16 protein-coding genes are annotated in these 18,652 nt (G+C 73.3%); 9 read left to right on the top strand and 7 right to left on the bottom strand.

The genetic code is table 11. The features are described 5' to 3' along the window. Window position 1: 1 nt before the first annotated feature. Both ACVV2G_RS21685 and ACVV2G_RS21690 read left to right on the top strand, forming a co-directional pair. Window positions 2–982 carry an SCO2521 family protein gene (locus tag ACVV2G_RS21685; RefSeq protein WP_453844399.1) on the top strand — a complete coding sequence of 327 codons (981 nt, stop codon included), beginning with the start codon at window positions 2–4 and terminating at the stop codon, window positions 980–982. Between the two features lie 70 nt (window positions 983–1,052). Continuing rightward, the gene (locus ACVV2G_RS21690) at window positions 1,053–2,168 is read left to right on the top strand and encodes a hypothetical protein (RefSeq protein WP_453844400.1); all 1,116 of its coding nucleotides are present in this window, start codon (window positions 1,053–1,055) and stop codon (window positions 2,166–2,168) included. Window positions 2,169–2,980: 812 nt separating this feature from the next. Here ACVV2G_RS21690 and ACVV2G_RS21695 read toward each other — a convergent pair. After that, a complete protein-coding gene (locus ACVV2G_RS21695; RefSeq protein WP_453844401.1) occupies window positions 2,981–3,214 on the bottom strand; it encodes a DUF397 domain-containing protein in 234 nt (77 codons plus the stop codon). After that, on the bottom strand, window positions 3,196–4,029 hold the full coding sequence (locus tag ACVV2G_RS21700; RefSeq protein ID WP_453844402.1) for a helix-turn-helix domain-containing protein: 834 nt from the start codon (window positions 4,027–4,029) through the stop codon (window positions 3,196–3,198). The genes ACVV2G_RS21695 and ACVV2G_RS21700 overlap by 19 nt, the downstream gene beginning before the upstream one ends. 115 nt (window positions 4,030–4,144) lie before the next feature. Here ACVV2G_RS21700 and ACVV2G_RS21705 point away from each other — a divergent pair, with 115 nt between their 5' ends. The 4 genes from ACVV2G_RS21705 to ACVV2G_RS21720 are packed head-to-tail and all read left to right on the top strand — an operon-like array spanning window position 4,145 to window position 6,199. Continuing rightward, a complete protein-coding gene (locus ACVV2G_RS21705) occupies window positions 4,145–4,351 on the top strand; it encodes a hypothetical protein (RefSeq protein WP_453844403.1) in 207 nt (68 codons plus the stop codon). Next, window positions 4,348–4,566 carry a hypothetical protein gene (locus ACVV2G_RS21710; RefSeq protein ID WP_453844404.1) on the top strand — a complete coding sequence of 73 codons (219 nt, stop codon included), beginning with the start codon at window positions 4,348–4,350 and terminating at the stop codon, window positions 4,564–4,566. The genes ACVV2G_RS21705 and ACVV2G_RS21710 overlap by 4 nt, the downstream gene beginning before the upstream one ends. A 22-nt stretch (window positions 4,567–4,588) precedes the next feature. Further along, on the top strand, window positions 4,589–5,335 hold the full coding sequence (recO, locus tag ACVV2G_RS21715) for a DNA repair protein RecO (protein WP_453844405.1): 747 nt from the start codon (window positions 4,589–4,591) through the stop codon (window positions 5,333–5,335). A 12-nt stretch (window positions 5,336–5,347) separates the two neighbouring features. Further along, window positions 5,348–6,199, top strand: coding sequence for an isoprenyl transferase (locus ACVV2G_RS21720; RefSeq protein ID WP_453844406.1), 852 nt, complete (start codon window positions 5,348–5,350; stop codon window positions 6,197–6,199). 54 nt (window positions 6,200–6,253) lie between these two features. Here ACVV2G_RS21720 and ACVV2G_RS21725 read toward each other — a convergent pair whose 3' ends face one another. The 4 genes from ACVV2G_RS21725 to ACVV2G_RS21740 are packed head-to-tail and all read right to left on the bottom strand — an operon-like array spanning window position 6,254 to window position 9,453. After that, on the bottom strand, window positions 6,254–6,673 hold the full coding sequence (locus tag ACVV2G_RS21725) for a Fur family transcriptional regulator (protein WP_453844407.1): 420 nt from the start codon (window positions 6,671–6,673) through the stop codon (window positions 6,254–6,256). A gap of 59 nt (window positions 6,674–6,732) precedes the next feature. Then, entirely contained in the window at window positions 6,733–7,635 is a 903-nt protein-coding gene (locus ACVV2G_RS21730) for a metal ABC transporter permease (protein WP_453844408.1), read from the bottom strand. Continuing rightward, entirely contained in the window at window positions 7,635–8,402 is a 768-nt protein-coding gene (locus ACVV2G_RS21735) for a metal ABC transporter ATP-binding protein (protein WP_453844409.1), read from the bottom strand. Before ACVV2G_RS21735 ends, ACVV2G_RS21730 begins: the two co-directional genes overlap by 1 nt. Before the next feature lie 28 nt (window positions 8,403–8,430). Continuing rightward, window positions 8,431–9,453: a metal ABC transporter substrate-binding protein gene (locus ACVV2G_RS21740; RefSeq protein WP_453844410.1), complete on the bottom strand. Its 1,023-nt coding sequence runs from the start codon at window positions 9,451–9,453 to the stop codon at window positions 8,431–8,433. Between the two features lie 149 nt (window positions 9,454–9,602). Here ACVV2G_RS21740 and ACVV2G_RS21745 point away from each other — a divergent pair, with 149 nt between their 5' ends. From ACVV2G_RS21745 to ACVV2G_RS21755, 3 genes are all read left to right on the top strand, one after another. Beyond that, on the top strand, window positions 9,603–10,985 hold the full coding sequence (locus tag ACVV2G_RS21745) for a glycine--tRNA ligase (protein ID WP_453844411.1): 1,383 nt from the start codon (window positions 9,603–9,605) through the stop codon (window positions 10,983–10,985). Window positions 10,986–11,471: 486 nt separating this feature from the next. Then, window positions 11,472–12,437 (top strand): hypothetical protein, encoded by a 966-nt coding sequence (locus ACVV2G_RS21750; protein ID WP_453844412.1) that lies wholly within the window; start codon window positions 11,472–11,474, stop codon window positions 12,435–12,437. Window positions 12,438–12,446: 9 nt separating this feature from the next. Beyond that, a complete protein-coding gene (locus tag ACVV2G_RS21755; RefSeq protein ID WP_453844413.1) occupies window positions 12,447–16,808 on the top strand; it encodes a cation-translocating P-type ATPase in 4,362 nt (1,453 codons plus the stop codon). 305 nt (window positions 16,809–17,113) lie between these two features. On the opposite strand, the gene ACVV2G_RS21760 is transcribed toward ACVV2G_RS21755, so the two are convergent. Continuing rightward, window positions 17,114–18,556, bottom strand: a complete 1,443-nt coding sequence (locus ACVV2G_RS21760; protein ID WP_453844414.1) for an MFS transporter — start codon at window positions 18,554–18,556, stop codon at window positions 17,114–17,116. Window positions 18,557–18,652 lie beyond the last annotated feature (96 nt).

Genomic DNA, 18,652 nt, shown 5'->3' on the forward strand with positions numbered 1-18,652 from the left:
CGTGGCGCCGCGGCCGAGCGCCCCCCGCGCCGTCCTCGCCTGCGGTGAGGTCCGCACCTGCCTGCTGCCCGCCCGGCAGGCCCTCGACATCCGCTCCGCCGCCCAGCTCCTGGCCCTGCGCGCCGACGAACGGGTCCTGCTCTCCGAGCGCCCGAACCTCTACGCGCGTTCCCCCGACACCCTCACCGGCGTCGACTGCCCGCTGCCCAGCGCCAACGGCGCCCGCGTCCGCGCGATCGGCACCGTCGCCGCACGCGCCGCGCTCACCGAGGGGCGCCTGCTACAGGCCTCCGCCCGCTTCCAGGCCCCGGCGACGGGCCCCGGCCAGCGGCGGCCGTGGGGCGAGTACCTGGTACGGCCCGGCGTGGTCGAGCCGCTCGGGAAACTGCCCCACGCGGCCGTCGCGCAGGGCGTCCTCGACGGCGGACGGCACGGCGACCTCGACGTCGGGCTGATCGCCGGCGGGCTCCTCACCCGGCTGCTGCGCCACCCCCTGCTCGACCAGCGTCCGCCCTTCCGGTCCCGCCCGACCCGCCTGCGCTGGACGGCCCTGCCCGCGGAGCCGGGCGACGGCCCGTCCATCGAGCGCTTCACCCTCGCCGAGGACGAACTGCGCACCGTACGCCTGCGGGTGCCCGAGGGCACCGCCGTCGCCGATCTCGCGGTGCTCTGCGACGACCTCGCCCTGCACGACTGGCTGCTCACCACCGTGGTCCGCCTGCTCGACGGCATCCGGCTGGGCGGGCGGGCCGCCGAGGACGCCGGCGCCGTCGTCAGGGCGCTGCGCCCGGCCGTCGACCACCTGCTCCACCTGTGGATGCCCCGAGCCCGGGTGGCCGGGGACCTGGCCCCGCTGTGGGACCCGCTCGAGGAGCGGCCCGGTTTCACCCGCCAGTGGCAGGCCCTGGTGCAGCGCATCCGCGACCAGCTCACCCTGCACGCCATTCCCTCAGCCCACCGGGAGGCGGAGTCGGTCCCCTGACCCGGGCCGGTGCCTCCCACGCACGTCCCCGCCCCGATCCGACGCGTATCCCAACGGGGGGAGAAGCGAGATGAGCACGGCACAGTCACCCCGACCCGACGACACGGCCCGCACACGGGGCCCGGCCGATCCGAGAGGGGAGTCACCATGGGCGCGCATGCTGCTGGTCGCCCTGGTCGTCGGCGCCCTCTTCTGGAGCGTCACGGCGCTGCTGAGCCCGGAGGACGGCACGCTGCGGCAGTTCACGGCCGCCGTGCTCTGCGCCGGCGCCGCAACGGCCGTCCAGTACGTCCTCCGGCTGGCACCCCGCCCGGGTCCCGCACGGCTGGAGGAGCACACCCGCCGGGTGGAGAACGCGCTGGCCGAGAACACCGCCGCCGTACGGGACGGACTGACCCGGTACGACGACGAGCTGCGGACCGGCCTGACCCGGCACACCGAGGACGTGAAGCAGCTGGTCGAGACCCATGTGGCGCAGGTGGACCACCGGGCCGCGGAGTCCTACCCGCCGCTGGACCGGGCCCGCATCGACAGCGTGCCCGACCTGGCCAAGGGCTTCGCCGACGCCCTGCTGCCGGGCCCCTCGATCCTGCACACCTTCGTCCACCTGGAGATGACCCGGGTGGTCGGTCACATGGCGGACCTCACCAACCAGAGCGCCGAGTGCCCCGGTGAGAACCACGACTGGATGCTCACCCTCACCCGCGCCGCCGAGCACTCCATCTGCGCCACCAGCACCTCCGTCGACCGCACGTTCTGGAGCAGCGAGCCCGCGGGCCGCTACCTCGACGCCCAGCAGGAGGCGATCGACGAGCAGGGCGTGACGGTACGCCGGCTGTTCCTGCTGGAGAGCGCGCGCGAACTCGACGACCGGCTGCTGCGGCTGTGCGAGGAGCAGGAACTGCGGCGTATCGACGTACGCGCGGCCGTCCTGCCCGAGCTGCCCCCGCACCTCCAGCGCGGCACCACCAACGACTTCATCCTCTACGACGAGGAGGTGTCCTTCGAGATCGAGCAGGACCTGCGCGACGTCAACGTCAGGACCCGCCTCACCGCGCGCCCGGACTACGTGCGCGACCGGCTCAAGCGCTTCAGGGAACTCTGGGACGCGGGCATGGGACTGCGCGAGCTGGAGGTGCGGGTCGACGCCGAGCAGGACGGCAACTGGATGGTCGACCGGGCCTGACCGCGCACCGCCGCCGCGGGCCGGTACCCGCCGGTACTCGCCGGTACTCGCCGGCACTCGCCGGGGAGCAGGCGCGGCCGGGCGCCGCCCGGGGCGGGGGACTGGCGCCCGTCAGCATGGACACGGGGCCGTCGCGGTCGTTCTTGAGCAGCGGCGTTGTCAGGTGGCCGTGGGGCCGCCCGCTTCTTGGCCAGTGTCGTGCTTCCGCGAGCCGAGTAAAGGGCGCTCCCTGCGGTCGCGTCGGCTGCGCCGATGGCCCTGCGGGCCCCCCTTGACTCGGCTCGCTCCAGCACGGGTGAGAAGCGTGCGGGCGGCCGGGGGAGAACGGGGGGCCCGGGTGCGCCGGTCCCTTCCGTCGGCTGCGTACGCGTCCGGCGTGCGGGGGCGCGTCCGCGTCTCGCCAGCACGCCACGTGGGTTCGGCGGCGAGCGGTGGTGAGTGGGTGGTGGGTGGTCGTAGGTGGGTGGTAGGTGGGGACTGAATTGCGTGGATTTCGGGTGGGGGGCGGGGGTGGTCTGGAAAATGGATGACACATTGGGCTGAAGTGTCATCCATTTTCAGGGGGTGGTCCGGACCCGGACCCGGGGTCGTGGCGTGGGGCCCGTCCGGGGGTGGCCGCCGAGACGGCGTGGCGTGCCGCCACCGGGGCTGGCGCGCTCCCGTGTGCCGGGTGGGCGTGCAGCCGGCGTGAGGGACCGGCGTGCCTGGGCCACCACTTTTCCGGGCCGCTCGCTCGCTTCTGACCCGTGGTGCAGCGGGCCGAGTCAAGGGTCGGCCGCAGGCCGATCGCCGAAGGCGACGCGCAGCGCCCTTTACTCGGGTCGCGGAGGCACGACACTGGCAAGGAAGCGGGCGGCCCCAACGGTTCGTACGAACTCCGTCCAGGCCGCCGACCCCACGACGATCACCGGTCCGGCAGCCACCTTGCTGTCCCGGACCGGCACGACACCGGGGACCCCGTCAGCGACCTCGATGCAGCTGCCACCCTCGCCGTTGCTGTAGCTGCTCTTCGTCCAGCGGGCGTTGCTCAGGTCGTACTCGCGCATCGTCTGAAGTCCTCCGCCGCCGATTCGATCAGGGCCAGGGACGCCTCCGGCGACAGCGTGGCGACCCTGAGCAGATCGTATGCGCGCTGCGCCCGCTTCACCACGGCCGGTTCGTCCACCAGCGTTCCCGAAAACGACGTCTCTGTATAGGCGACTTGGGGAGCGTCCTCGAACTCCATGAGCTGCAACATCGCGCCCATGACCGCGTGTGCCCCCGCCGCGTACGGCAGCACCGTCACCAACGCCGTGCGCTCGTGCGTCAGCCGCGCGATGTGCTCCAGCTGGGCCGCCATCGCCTGCGGGCCGCCGACCGGGATGCGCAGCACGTTCTCGTGCAGAGTCACCCAATACTCGGGCCGTGCAGCGTCGTCGAGGATCAGCGACCGTTCCAGGCGGGCGGTCACGATCTCGTCGACGTAGGCGTCGGACTTGAACGGGTTGGCGGCGATCGTGACCGCGTGCGCGTACTGCTTCGTCTGGAGCAGGCCCGGGACGACCGTCGGCGCGAACTCGCAGATCCGTGTGGCCAGTCGCTCCAGCTCCACCACGCCCGCGAAGTAATCCGCGTACCTCGGATCGTCAATCAGCTTCCGGCACAGCCGCTCGAAGATACCGTCGGTTTGCAGTACCCCGTCGATCCGCTGCGCCACATCAAGCTGCGGCTTCCGAATTGCCTGTTCGAACTGTCCGATGTAACCCCCGGAGACGAATACCCGGGCGCCCAGCTCGACTTGGGTGATTCCCGCGTCCTCGCGCCGACGTTTGAGTTCCGTCCCGAAGAACTCCCACACAGCCTGCCGTGAACCGTTGGCCATAACCAACCCCCGTGTACTGAACCCCACTTGTAGTGCGCATACTCCTGCCGAGTGTAGTGACGGCGCGGCATTCTGGGGGTGCGAAGAGTGAAACCGGAAAGGGAAGGGGAGCACGGTGAAGGCACCACACTCGGCGCTCTGCGTCGGAGAAGCGGAGGACACGGTGAAAGAATTGCGCGAGGCGCTCGCGGAGGCCGGAATTACTCTCCCGTCACTCGGGCTAGACCCGGTGAGTCTTGCGCGAGAGGCGCCCTGCCCGCTCGTGGAATTGGGCCGGTGTTCCGTCGAGACCGCGCGGCGGCTCGCGGCGGTGCTGCGATGACGGCTCCGCCGGTGGGGGCCCACGCCGTCGACATCCGCAGCGGACGGGTCGGTGTCGTCATGGGGCACGAGGGGCCGTACGTCCAGATGCGGCCGTACGGCGGGGGCCGGGAGTGGGACGCCGAGCCGGGTGACGTACGCCACGCCACCCCGTCCGAGCGGCTCAGCGCGGCGACGGCGTACACCAACGCCCGAAGCCGTGGCGAGGTGCCTTGAAGCATGCGCGAGAATGGTCCGCATGAGTCTGTTCCGCGACGACGGCATCGTGCTGCGCACCCAGAAGCTGGGTGAGGCGGACCGGATCATCACCCTGCTCACACGCGGTCACGGACGCGTACGCGCCGTGGCACGCGGGGTGCGGCGGACGAAGTCGAAGTTCGGGGCGCGGCTGGAGCCGTTCTCGCACGTGGACGTGCAGTTCTTCTCCAAGGGCAGCGAGCTGGTCGGGCGCGGGCTGCCGCTGTGCACGCAGAGCGAGACCATCGCGCCCTACGGCGGCGGGATCGTCACCGACTACGCGCGGTACACCGCGGGGACCGCCATGCTGGAGACGGCCGAGCGGTTCACCGACCACGAGGGCGAGCCGGCGGTGCAGCAGTACCTGCTGCTCGTCGGTGCGCTGCGGACCCTCGCCCGGGGCGAGCACGCGCCGAACCTCGTCCTCGACGCGTTCCTGCTGCGCTCCCTGGCGGTGAACGGGTACGCCCCGACCTTCGGGGACTGCGCGAAGTGCGGCATGCCCGGACCGAACCGGTTCTTCTCGGTCGGTTCGGGCGGCACCGTCTGCCCCGACTGCCGGGTACCCGGCAGCGTCGTACCCTCGCCGCAGGCCCTGGAACTGCTGGGCGCGCTGCTTGCGGGAGACTGGGGCACGGCGGACGCGGCCGAGCCGCGGTACGTCCGGGAGGGGAGCGGACTGGTCTCCGCCTACCTGCACTGGCACCTGGAGCGGGGACTGCGCTCCCTGCGGTACGTCGAGAAGTAGGAGAACACTGACATGGCCGTACGCGGGATTCTGGGGCGTCAGCGCCGGGAGTACAGGACGCCTGAGCCGCACCCGTCCGGCGCACGGCCGCCGAAGCTCGGCGAGCTGGTGCCGGAGCACGTGGCGATCGTCATGGACGGCAACGGACGCTGGGCCAAGGAGCGCGGCCTGCCGCGCACCGAGGGGCACAAGGTCGGCGCCGAGCGGGTGCTGGACGTGCTCCAGGGCGCGATCGAGATGGGCGTGCGGAACATCTCCCTGTACGCCTTCTCCACCGAGAACTGGAAGCGGTCCCCGGACGAGGTGCGCTTCCTGATGAACTTCAACCGGGACTTCATCCGCAAGACCCGCGACCAGCTCGACGAACTGGGCATCCGCGTGCGCTGGGTGGGACGGATGCCCAAGCTGTGGAAGTCCGTCGCCAAGGAACTCCAGGTCGCCCAGGAGCAGACCAAGGACAACGACCGGCTCACCCTGTACTTCTGCATGAACTACGGCGGGCGGGCCGAGATCGCCGACGCCGCGCAGGCCCTCGCCGAGGACGTGCGGGCCGGGCGGCTCGACCCGTCGAAGGTCAACGAGAAGACGCTCGCCAAGTACCTCTACTACCCGGACATGCCGGACGTGGATCTCTTCCTGCGGCCGAGCGGCGAGCAGCGGACATCGAACTACCTGCTGTGGCAGAGCGCGTACGCCGAGATGGTCTTCCAGGACGTGCTGTGGCCGGACTTCGACCGGCGCGACCTGTGGCGGGCCTGCCTGGAGTTCGCGTCGCGGGACCGGCGGTTCGGCGGGGCGATCCCCAACGAGGAACTCCTCGCCATGGAGGGCCGGCCGGACTCCTCCGGCCCGTCCGGCGCCTGAGGACGAGGCCGTCGGGCCGGAACGGGTCCGGGGCACGGCCCCGGGCCCGACGGCTCAGCCGCCGGAGGCACGCGCGCAGTCCGCGCAGGTGCCGAAGATCTCCACCGTGTGCGCGACGTTGACGTAGCCGTGCTCGGCCGCGATGGCCTCCGCCCACTTCTCCACCGCGGGGCCCTCCACCTCGACCGCCTTGCCGCAGGTGCGGCAGACCAGGTGGTGGTGGTGATCGTCGCTGGAGCAGCGGCGGTAGACGGACTCGCCCTCGGCGGTGCGCAGGACGTCGACCTCACCGGCGTCGGCGAGGGACTGGAGGGTGCGGTAGACCGTGGTGAGCCCGACCGAGTCGCCCTTGTGCTTGAGCATGTCGTGGAGTTCCTGCGCGCTGCGGAACTCCTCGACCTCCTGGAGGGCCGCCGACACGGCGGCCCGCTGCCGGGTGGCACGGCCCTTCACGGGCGGTCCAGCGGTCGTCACCGGTTCCTCCTCACGTCTGCGGCTTGCCGGGCCATTGTGCCAGCCCGGCGGGGCGGCGGTCAGACACCGATCCCGTCGCCGGCCTCCCGGGTGGCCGGAATCTTGCATTCCGTCGGATCCGCGGCGGGCTCCGCCCCGGCGGCCGTCCGCGCGCGTCGCCGGGCCAGCGGGGCGGCCAGCGCGGTCAGCAGGAGGAACGCGCCGATGGTGAGCAGCACGATGGTCGCGCCGGGCGGCACGTCCTGGTAGTACGAGGTGACCGTGCCGCCGATCGTCACGCTGACGCCGATGGCCACGGCGACGGCGAAGGTGGCGGCGAAGCTGCGGGTGAGCTGCTGGGCGGCGGCCACCGGGACCACCATCAGCGCCGACACCAGCAGGAGTCCGACGACGCGCATGGCGACGGTGACCGTGACGGCGGCGGTGACGGCCGTCAGCAGGTTCAGGGCGCGGACCGGGAGGCCGGTGACCCGGGCGAACTCCTCGTCCTGGCTGACCGCGAACAACTGACGGCGCAGGCCGAGGGTGACGAGGACCACGAAGGACGCCAGCAGGCAGATCGCGGTGACGTCCGACTCGGAGACCGTCGACAGGGAGCCGAAGAGGTACGAGGTGAGGTTGGCGTTGGAGCCCGTGGGCGCGAGGTTGATGAACATCACACCGCCGGCCATGCCGCCGTAGAAGAGCATGGCGAGGGCGATGTCGCCGCGGGTCCTGCCGTACCAGCGGATCAGCTCCATGAGGACCGCGCCGAGCACGGACACCAGGGTGGCCATCCACACCGGGGACCAGGTGAGCAGGAAGCCGAGGCCGACGCCGGTCATCGCCACGTGGCCGATGCCGTCGCCCATGAGGGCCTGGCGGCGCTGGACCAGGTAGATGCCGACGGCGGGGGCGGTGATGCCGACCAGGACGGCCGCCAGCAGCGCCCGCTGCATGAAGGCGTAGTTCAGGAGTTCCATCAGCTCAGCAGTCCCGTGCGGATCGGTTCGGCGCCCGCCGGTGCGTGCGGGTGTACGTGGTCGTGGCCGGGCAGCGCGTGCTGGCCGACCGCCTCGGGCGGCGGGCCGTCGTGCAGGACGCAGCCGTCGCGGAGCACCACCGCCCGGTCGATCAGGGGCTCCAGGGGGCCCAGCTCGTGCAGGACGAGGAGGACGGTGGCGCCGGCCGCGACCTGCGTGCGCAGGGTGTCGGCCAGGACCTCCTGGCTGGCCAGGTCGACGCCCGCCATAGGCTCGTCCATGATCAGCAACTCGGGTTCGGCGGCGAGCGCGCGGGCGATCAGCACCCGCTGGTGCTGGCCGCCGGAGAGGGCGTTCACCGAGTCCCCGGCCCGGTCCGCCATGCCGACCATGCCGAGGGCCCGGCGTACGGCCTCGTGGTCGGCCTTGCGCAGGATGCCGAAGCGGGCCCGGGAGAGCCGGCCCGAGGAGACGATCTCGGTCACCGTGGCGGGGACGCCGCCCGCGGCCGTGGTGCGCTGCGGGACGTAGCCCACGCGCGCCCAGTCGCGGAAACGGCGCCTGGGGGTGCCGAACACCTCGATCTCCCCGGCCGTGACCGGCACCTGGCCGATGACCGACCGCACGGCCGTCGACTTGCCCGAGCCGTTGGCGCCGAGCAGCGCGACGACCTCACCGCGGGGGACGGTGAGGTCGATGCCGCGCAGGACGGGGCGTGAGCCGAGTTCGGCGCGGACGCCGCGCAGGGATATGACGGGCTCGGTCATGCCGTCCTCCGGTGGGTCGGTCGGTCGGTCACTTGGCGTTCAGGGCCGTCTGCAGGGCCGTGAGGTTGGCTTCCATGACCTGGAAGTAGTCGTCGCCGCGGGACTGGTCGGTGATGCCCTCGACCGGGTCGAGGACGTCGGTCTTCAGGCCCGCGTCCTTGGCGACCGTCTGCGCGGTCTCGTCGCTGACCAGTGTCTCGTAGAAGATGGTGGAGACGCCGTCGGCCTTGGCCGTCTCCGCCAGCTCCTTGACCCGGGCGGCGCTGGGCTCGGACTCGGGGTCGAGGCCGTTGATGGCCTCCTCGGTCAGGCCGTAGCGCTCGGCGAGGTAGCCGAAGGCGGCGTGCGTGGTGATGAAGGTCTTGGTCTTCGTGTCCTTCAGCCCGGTCTCGAACTTCGTGTTCAGGCTGCCGAGCTTCTCGACCAGGGCCTCGGTGTTCTTCTTGTAGTCGGCGGCGTGGTCGGGGTCGGCCTTTTCGAAGGCCTTGCCGACGCCCTCGGCGACCTCGGCGTACTTGACCGGGTCGAGCCAGATGTGGGGGTCCGCGCCGCCTTCCGCGGTGTGGTCGTGCCCGTCCTCCTCGGCGTGCTCCTCCTCGGCGTGCTCGTCCGCGTGCTCCTCCTCCGCGTGCTCCTCCTCCGCGTGGCCGTCGACCTCGGTGCCGTGCACCTCCAGCGTGGTCAGCGTCGCCGCGTCGATCTTCGTCGTGGCCCCGGACTGGGTGATGGCCTCGTCGACGGAGGGCTGCAGTCCCTTGAGGAAGAGCGCGGCGTCCGTCTCCTCGAGCTGCGCCCGCTGCTTGGCGCTGATCTCCAGGTCGTGCGGCTCCTGGCCGGGCTGGGTCAGACTGGTCACGCTGACGTGGTCGCCGCCGATCTGCTCGGCGAGGAAGGCCATGGGGTAGAACGACGCGACGACGTCGAACTTGTCCGTGTTGCCTGCGTTGCCCGCCGCCGAGCTGTCGCCGGAGCAGGCGGAGAGGGTCCCGAGACCGAGCGCGGCGGCCGCGGTGACTGCTATGCCGGATATGTGGCGTCGTCGTACGTTCATGACACTCATTTTCAACAAATATGGAAACCGTTGTCAACAAAGCGTCTGCGGGCCCCCGATTTGGCCGGGGGGCGGCCCGCGCCGGTAACCTGAGGCATTCTCTGGAAGCATCTCGCTTCGTCGCCCGTCGTCGTAATGAAGAGAGCACCGTGGCCGCCGACAAGATCGACACCATCGTCAGCCTGAGCAAGCGCCGTGGCTTCGTTTTCCCCTGCAGTGAGATCTACGGCGGTCAGCGCGCCGCCTGGGACTACGGACCGCTGGGTGTCGAGCTCAAGGAGAACCTCAAGCGCCAGTGGTGGCGCTACATGGTCACCTCGCGCGAGGACGTCGTCGGTCTCGACTCGTCCGTCATTCTGGCCCCGGAGGTCTGGGTGGCCTCCGGCCACGTCGCCACCTTCACGGACCCGCTGACCGAGTGCACCTCCTGCCACAAGCGGTTCCGCGCGGACCACTTGGAAGAGGCCTACGAGGAGAAGAAGGGCAAGGCCCCGGAGAACGGCCTCGCCGACCTCAACTGCCCCAACTGCGGCAACAAGGGCACCTTCACCGAGCCCAAGCAGTTCTCCGGCCTGCTCTCCACCCACCTCGGCCCCACCCAGGACAGCGGCTCCGTCGCCTACCTGCGGCCCGAGACCGCGCAGGGCATTTTCACCAACTTCGCCCAGGTGCAGACCACTTCGCGCCGGAAGCCGCCGTTCGGCATCGCCCAGATGGGCAAGTCCTTCCGCAACGAGATCACGCCCGGCAACTTCATCTTCCGCACCCGCGAGTTCGAGCAGATGGAGATGGAGTTCTTCGTCAAGCCGGGCGAGGACGAGAAGTGGCAGGAGTACTGGATGGAGCAGCGCTGGAACTGGTACACCGGCCTCGGCATGCGCGAGGAGAACATGCGGTGGTACGAGCACCCGGCCGAGAAGCTCTCCCACTACTCGAAGCGCACCGCCGACATCGAGTACCGCTTCCAGTTCGGCGGCAGCGAGTGGGGTGAGCTGGAGGGCGTCGCCAACCGGACCGACTACGACCTCTCCTCGCACGCGAAGGCCTCCGGCCAGGACCTCTCCTACTACGACCAGGAGGCCCAGGAGCGCTGGACGCCGTACGTCATCGAGCCGGCGGCCGGTGTCGGCCGGGCGATGCTGGCCTTCCTCCTCGACGCGTACGTCGAGGACGAGGCCCCGAACGCCAAGGGCAAGCTGGAGAAGCGCACCGTGCTGCGCCTCGACCCGCGGCTGTCCCCGGTGAAGGTCGCGGTGCTGCCGCTGTCCCGCAACCCGGAGCTGTCGCCCAAGGCCAAGGGGCTCGCCCAGGCGCTGCGGCAGAACTGGAACATCGACTTCGACGACGCCGGTGCGATCGGGCGGCGTTACCGCCGCCAGGACGAGATCGGGACGCCGTTCTGCGTCACCGTCGACTTCGACACGCTGGAGGACAACGCGGTGACCGTGCGGGAGCGGGACACCATGAAGCAGGAGCGAGTGTCGCTGGACCAGATCGAGGGGTACCTGGCGTCGCGGCTGGTCGGCTGCTGACGTTTCCCGTCGTGGGGGTACCAGGGGGCTCGCCCCCCGGTACTCCGGCCTTCGCCCACCTTTCGCCGACCCGGTCGGCCGGAGGGTGGGCGTTGTCGTCGCTGGGCCCGCGGTGGTGCCCGACGGCCCGTGGGCGGGCCCGTCGGGGTGAGTCCGTCGGGGTGAGTCCGTCGGGGTGAGAGCCGACCGTGGGCGGCAGGCGCAGGCTCAGCAGACCCGCCGGTGTCATCGGCGCCGGGCCCCGGCCCTGCAGGACCGCCCCGGCCGGCCCCACGCGCGTGCCGCCGGACGCCGGTTGGTGACCTGCGTGCCGGCCGACGGGGATTTCGGCAAGGGCTGGAGAGGCCGCAGGTCCTCGCTCCGGAGCGCGGGACGGCTTCGTCGGGGTGAAGCGCCCGAAGTGCGGGAACCCGCAAATGTGCGGAAGGTGAGGTTCCCAGGGATTCCACAGCTTGCACGAGCTTGCACAGGCGAGGACGAACAGCCATGGCTGAGCAGAATTCGGCGCAGACGCTCCCGAGGCCGTTGCACGCGGCCGCGTCGGCGCTGCGGAAGGTGCCGGGTGCCGGGACGGTCGGCAGGGCCGCCGAGGGCACGTTGGACAGGATCGGGGCCGTGTCGCCGCGAGGGCGGCGGGCGCTCGTGTACACGGGGGCCGGGGTGCTGGGCATCGCCGGGTTGGTGGAGTGGCCGGTGGCGGCCACGGGGGCTGCGGTGGCGTGGCTGACGCGGCCACGGTCGCAGGAGTCGCCGGAGGCGGAGGCGGCGCAGGTGCTGCGGGACGGGACGAAGGCCCCGGGTGGCGACGGCGCGGGCGGTGCCGCGGACGGCGGCACGGGGAAGGCCGGGACGGCGGGGACGAGTGAGGCCGGGGCGGGTACGGCCGGGAAGGACTCCGCGCGGCGGAGCACCGCGCGGAGAACCGGCGGGACACAGTCCGCCACCAGGAAGAGCCCGGCGACGAAGACCGCCGCGAAGTCGGGCCCCGCAGGCAAGAGCGCCGCCGGTAGGAGCACCGAGGCGAAGAGCGTGGCCACGAAGACCGAAGCGAAGAGCACTGCGGCGAAGAGCCCCGCCGACAAGAGCGCCGCCGACAAGAGCACCGCCGGTAAGAGCACCGAGGTGAAGAGCACCGAGGTGAAGAGCACCGCGAAGAACACCGCCGCCGGGAGTGCCGCCGCCGGGAGTGCCGCCGGCGGGAGCGCTGCCGGCAGGAGCGCCGCCGCGAAGAGCACCACGGCGAAAAGCACCGCCAAGAAGAGCGCGGCCAAGAAGAGCACCGAGGCGAAGAGCAGCGCGGCCAGGAAGAGCACCGAGGCGAAGAGCACCGCCAGGAGCAGCGCGGCCAAGAAGAGCACCGCCAAGAAGGCCGCGTCCGGTCCCTCCCGCGGCGCTGCGTCCTCCCGCGGCCGGAGCAGGAAGACGGCCGCGTCCACACGGAAGGCGGGCTGAGGGACAGCGATGGTCGGTGGACTCTTGACGCGTTCCCAGGGTGCCGTCACCGGAATCGTCCTGGCCGGACCCCGGCTGCTCGCGCGCGGCACCGCGCCCGCGGTGGGTGCCGCGGCCGGCGCCGTGGCGGGCACCGCGCGGGCCGGTGTGCGCGGCGCGGACTTCGCGGCGCGGGCGGCACGGGTCGCCCGCGCCGCGCTGCCGGGCGGCACCCCGGACTGGCGGGCCGGGCACCGGGCGCACCTCGCGCTCCGGCCGGCCGCGACGGAGGAGGTGCGCCGGGCGGGCGGCACGGAACGGGTCGCGCGCCGGGTGGCGGCGGCGCTGGTCGAGCACCCGGACGTGGTGCTCGCCTACTGGGACACCGGCCTCGCCCGGCTCGTGGTGACCGCGGCCGAGGAGGCGCTCACCGACCGGGTCGTGGACCGGGCCACCGAGCTGGCCGAACAGCACGGACTGACCCGGGCGGGCCAACGGGGTCCGGCCGATCCGGTGGAGGAGCCGGCCCACCCCGGCGACCCGGCCTCGGTGCGCGTCGCCGCCACGGCCCTCGGGGCGGACGCGCTGGGCATCGCCGCGGCCGTCACCGGCGCACGCCTGCGGCTGCCGCCCTCGCCCCGGCTGGTCACCGCCGTGGCGACGCTGCTGCGCGAGAACCCGGCCTTCCGCGCCTGGCTGCGCCGGCGTCTCGGCGCCGACGGCATGGACATCGCCCTGTCCGTCGCCAACGCGGCCGTCCACGGCGCCGGCCAGCGCTACACCTCACTGGTGCTCGACGGGGCGCTGCGCACCTGCCAGCTGACGGAGGCGGTGACCCGGACGGCGGCCTTCGAGGTCGTGCACGACCAGCTGTGCGCCCCGGGCCGGACCAGCCTGCCCGCCGACCCCGCCCTGCGCCCGCCGCTGCAGAGCTCCCCGGCGCAGGACTACGCCGCCCACGCCTCCACCGGCAGCGTGGCGGGCGCGGTGGCGGCCCTGCTGGTCAAGCACGACGTGACCGAGGCCGCCGAGGCGGTGCTGGCCGGCTCGCCCAAGGCCGCGCGCTACGGTCCCGCCGCCTTCCACGCCGTACTGAGCACCGCGCTGTCCCGCGCCGGCGTGCTCGTGCGCGACCCCGAACGGCTGCGGCAGCTGGAGATGGCCGCCACGGTCGTCCTGCACCCCAGCGCGCTGCGGGCGCCGGAGGCGGGCGCGGACCCGTGGACCGAGGACGTGCTGGACGCCGCCCGCCGCGCGGGCCTGCGCGTGGTGATGGTGGAGGACCCGGCGCTGGCCGACTTCACCGGACTCGCGGACCAGGTCGTCAGCGCCCGGCGCCCGCTCCGGGACGTCGTGGACGGACTGCGCGCCGAGGGCGGCGTCATCACCGTCGTACGGCCCCTGCCCGGCGACGACGAGACGGTGGCGGCCGGGCTGCTCGGCGGGGACGTGGCCGTCGCGCTGGCCGACGCGGACGCCCCGGTGGCATGGGGCGCGGACGTGATCGCCCCGCAGGGCCTGGCCGACGTGTGGCGGCTGCTGCGGGCGGTGCCGGCGGCCCGCGCGACCGGACGCCGGTCGCAGACGCTGGCCCGCTCCGGGGCCGCGCTCTCCGGGCTGCTGGTGGCGGTCGGCGAGGCGCGCGGCAAGGGGGGGAACGGCGGCGGGGGCGGCTGGGCGGCGCTGCCCGGAATGCGGCACGCGCCGGTCGACGTGAGCGCGGCGGCGGCCCTGCTGACCGGCGCGCGCGCCGCGCTCGGCGTGGCGATGGCCCGCGCCCCGCACCCCCGGGCACGGGTGGCGTGGCACACGCTGGACCCCACGGGCGTACGGGAGCGCCTGGACCGGGAGAAGGAGCCGGAGCCCTCCCTCACCGAACAGCTGACGGCGCGGATGCACGCCGCGGCCGACCGGGCGGGCCGTGTCCCCGTCCTCGCCCCGGTGAAGTGGACGTGGCAGCTGGGCCGGGCGGTCCGGGGCGAGCTGGACGACCCGCTCACTCCGGTGCTCGCGGTCGGCTCGGCGGCCGAGGCGATCCTCGGCTCCGTCATGGACGCGCTGCTGGTCGTCGGCGCCCTGGACCTGAACGCGCTGGTCGGCGGGTTCCAGCGGCTGCGCGCCGAACGGGCGCTGTCGGGGCTGCTCGCGCAGCAGAAGCAGAAGGCGCGGGTCGCCGACGAGGAGACGCACGACCCGTCGGCCGAGCCACGGGTCGTGGACGCCGCCAAACTGCACCCGGGGCACATCATCGACCTCAAGGCGGACGACGTCGTACCCGCCGACGCCCGGCTGCTGTGGGAGGACGGTCTGGAGGTCGACGAGTCGGCCCTCACCGGTGAGTCGCTGCCGGTCGACAAGTGCGTGGACCCGGTGGAGGACGCCCCCGTCGCCGAGCGGCACTGCATGGTCTTCGAGGGCACGACCGTGGTGGCCGGCCGCGCCCAGGCCGTCGTCGTGGACACCGGGGAGCACACCGAGGCCGCCCGGGCGGTCTCGCTGGCCGCCCGTACGCCGTCGGCGGCCGGCGTGCAGGCCAGGCTCCAGGAGCTGACCCGCAAGGCGCTGCCGCTGACCCTGGCGGGCGGGGCCGCGGTGACCGGCCTGTCGCTGCTGCGCGGGACGCCGATCCGGCAGGCCGTCGCCGGCGGCGTGTCGGTGGCGGTGGCCGCGGTGCCCGAGGGGCTGCCGCTGGTGGCGACGGTGGCCCAGCTGGCGGCGGCCCGCCGGCTCAGCCGGCACGGCGTCCTCGTACGGACCCCGCGCACCCTGGAGGCGCTGGGCCGCATGGACACCATTTGCTTCGACAAGACGGGCACGCTCACCGAGAACAGGCTGCGGCTGACCCGGGTGGCGGGCGCCGACGGCACGGTCCGCAAGGCGGGCGACCCGGACGTCGCCGACGCCGTACGGGTCGCCGCGCGCGCCTGCCCCCGCCTGAACGGCGACGGCGCCCGCCCCACCCACGCCACCGACGAGGCCGTCCTGGACGCGGCCGGGGACGACCCGGGGTGGACGCAGGAGGAGGGCCTGCCCTTCGAGACGTCCCGCGGCTACGCCGCCGCCGTCGGACGGGACGCCGGCGGCGCGCCGGTGCTGGTGGTCAAGGGCGCCCCGGAGACCGTGCTGCCCGCCTGCGCGGACCTGCCGGCGCACGCCTCCGAGGCGGCGCAGCGCATGGCGGGCGACGGGCTGCGCATCATCGCGGTGGCCGGCCGCCCCCTGCGCGAGGGGGAGAAGGCGGCCGACGTGCTCGAACAGGACCCACGGGGGCTGGAGTTCACGGGGATGCTCGGGCTGGCCGACGTGCCGCGCGAGACGTCCCCGGCCCTGGTGCACGGGCTGCGCGAGGCGGGCGTACGGCCCGTGGTGCTGACCGGCGACCACCCGCGGACCGCCCACGCCATCGCCGTCGACCTGGGCTGGCCCGAGGACGCGGTCGTGGTCACCGGCGACGAGATCGCCGCCGCGGACCGTACGGCGCGCTCCCGCATGCTGCGCGACGCGGACGTCGTGGCCCGGGTGGCGCCGGAGCAGAAGCTCCAGGTCGTCGAGTCGCTGCGGGACGCCGGGCGGGTCGTCGGCATGGTCGGCGACGGTGCCAACGACGCCGCCGCCATCCGTGCCGCCGACATCGGCGTCGGCATCAGCGCCCGCGGCTCGGCCGCCGCCCGCAACGCCGCCGACCTGGTCGTCACCGGCGACGACCTGCTGGTCCTGGTGGAGGCGGTGCGGGAGGGCCGGGCGCTGTGGCACAGCGTCGCCGACGCCATCGCCATCCTGATCGGCGGCAACGCGGGCGAGGTCGGCTTCGGCATCCTCGGCACCGTCCTCGGCGGTGCCGCTCCGCTGTCCACCCGGCAGATGCTGCTGGTCAACCTGTTCACCGACCTGTTCCCCGCGATGGCCGTGGCGGTGACGGAGACGGGGGACCCCGAGCAGGCACAGGACGACACGGGCGCGCCGCTCGGTACGGCGGTGCTGGGCGAGCCCCTGCTCCGCCAGATCCGGCACCGGGCCCTGACCACGGCCCTCGGCGCGACCGCGGCCTGGCTCCTCGGCCGCTTCACCCCGGGCACGGGGCGCCGTTCCACGACGATGGCCCTGTGCGCCGTGGTCGGCACCCAGCTCGCCCAGACCCTGGCCGACCGCCGGGGCAGCCGCCTGGTCCAGGTCACGTCCCTCGGCTCCGCGGCCGCACTGGTCGCCCTGGTGCAGACCCCGGGTGCCAGCCAGCTCTTCGGCTGCACACCGCTGGGCCCGGTCGCCTGGGCTTGCGTGGCCGCGGCCATCACCCTGGCCCTGGCGGGGCAGCGGGGGCTGCCGAGGGTGGAGGAGACCCTCGTGAAGTACTGGCCGAAGGTGACGGAGCGACTGCCGGCGCCGGTGCGGTGACAGGACCGACGCGGACGCGACGGGCGCCGCAGCGGGGGAGCCCGTGACGGGCGCCGCAGCGGGGAAGCGCGCGACGGGCGCCGCGCCGGGGCTGTTCGCGACGGGCGCCGCGCCGGGGCTGTTCGCGATGGGCGTCGCGCCGGGGTTGTCCGTGGCGGGCGTCGCGCCGGGGTTGTCCGTGGCGGGCGCCGCAGCGGGGCTGTCCGCGACGGGCGCCGCGCCGGGGAGTGCCGGTGCGGCGCCCGTCGGCCGCGCACGTACGAGGGGCGGGGCCGCCCCGGCTCACCGCGGGGCGTGCCGGGCGCTCACGATCCGGCCCGCGCCACCTGCCGCACCTCCGCCGACTGCAGGCGTTCGGCGGTCCGTTCGGCGGTGCGGCGGGCCCAGCGGCCGTTGGTCACGGCGCCGAGGACGAGGACCGAGAGGCCGCAGGCGGCCAGGATCCACCAGCCGGGGCGGGCGGCGGCCACGAAGGTGTCGCGGTACGACGACGCGCCCACGCCCGCCGCCAGCACCGCGCCGACCACCGCCACACCGAGGGTCTGGCCCAGCTGGCGGCTGGTGGAGGCGACGGCGGCGGCGACCCCGGCCTGCGCGCGGGGCATGCCGGAGACGGCGGTGTTGGTGATGGGCGCGTTGACGAAGCCGAAGCCGACGCCGAACAGGGCGTACCCGAGGAAGAGCGTGACGTTCGAGGTCTCGGCCTCGAAGGCGGCGAACAGCACCCCGCTCGCCGTCAGCGCGCCGCCCGCGATCAGCAGCGGCAGCCGTGGGCCGCGGCTGCCGACCAGCCGCCCGGACAGCGGGGCGCACAGGAAGGTCGGCACGGCCATCGGCAGCATCCACAGCCCGGCGTGCAGGGCGCTGAGCCCGCGCACGTTCTGCAGGTACAGCGTGGACAGGAACAGGAAGCCGCCCAGCGCCGCGAAGGCGGTGATCGCGGTGACGGTGGCCCCGCTGAACGGCGCCGAACGGAAGAAGCGCAGGTCGATGAGGGGTTCGGCGCGGCGGGGTTCGTAGAGGAGGAGGCCCAGCAGCGCGGCCAGTGCCAGCGCGGCGAACGGCAGCACCCGCACGGGCCCGGCGTTCGGTGCCTCGATGATCGCGTACGTCAGGCCGGCGAACAGCACGATCACCATCAGCTGGCCCAGCGGGTCGGGACGGCGGGCCTTCGGCGCGCGGGACTCGGGGACGAAGCGCAGGGTGAGCAGCAGGGCGGCCAGGCCCACCGGCAGGTTGACCCAGAAGATCGACCGCCAGCCGACCGACTCCACGAGCACGCCACCCACCAGCGGACCGGCGGCCATGGAGATGCCCACGACCGCGCCCCAGACGCCGATCGCGCGGGCGCGTTCCCGCGGATCGGTGAAGGTGTTGGTGATGATCGACATGGCGACCGGGTTGAGCATCGAACCGCCCACCGCCTGGACCATCCGGAACACGACCAGCGAGGACAGGTCCGGCGCCAGCGAGCACAGCAGCGAGCCCAGGGTGAAGACCACCAGGCCCGTCACGAAGACCCGCTTGCGGCCGATCCGGTCGGCCGTGGAGCCGGCGAGCATGAGCAGCGCGGCCAGCACCAGCGTGTAGGCGTCGACCGCCCACTGGAGCCCCGCGGTGCTGGTGTGCAGGTCGCGCTGCACGGCGGGCAGGGCGACGTTGAGGATCGTGTTGTCGATGCTCACGATCAGCAGGCTCATGCAGCAGATGGCGAGCACGAGCAGACGGCGGCGGGTGGGCTCGGGCATGGATTACATCGTACGGGGTTTTCGATAGTGCGGTTAACTAATGACTCATACACGGTCTTCCGCTTTCCCTGGGGCCCTGAGGTCCTGGGGTCCTGG

Source organism: Streptomyces sp. JK94, from assembly GCF_053613315.1.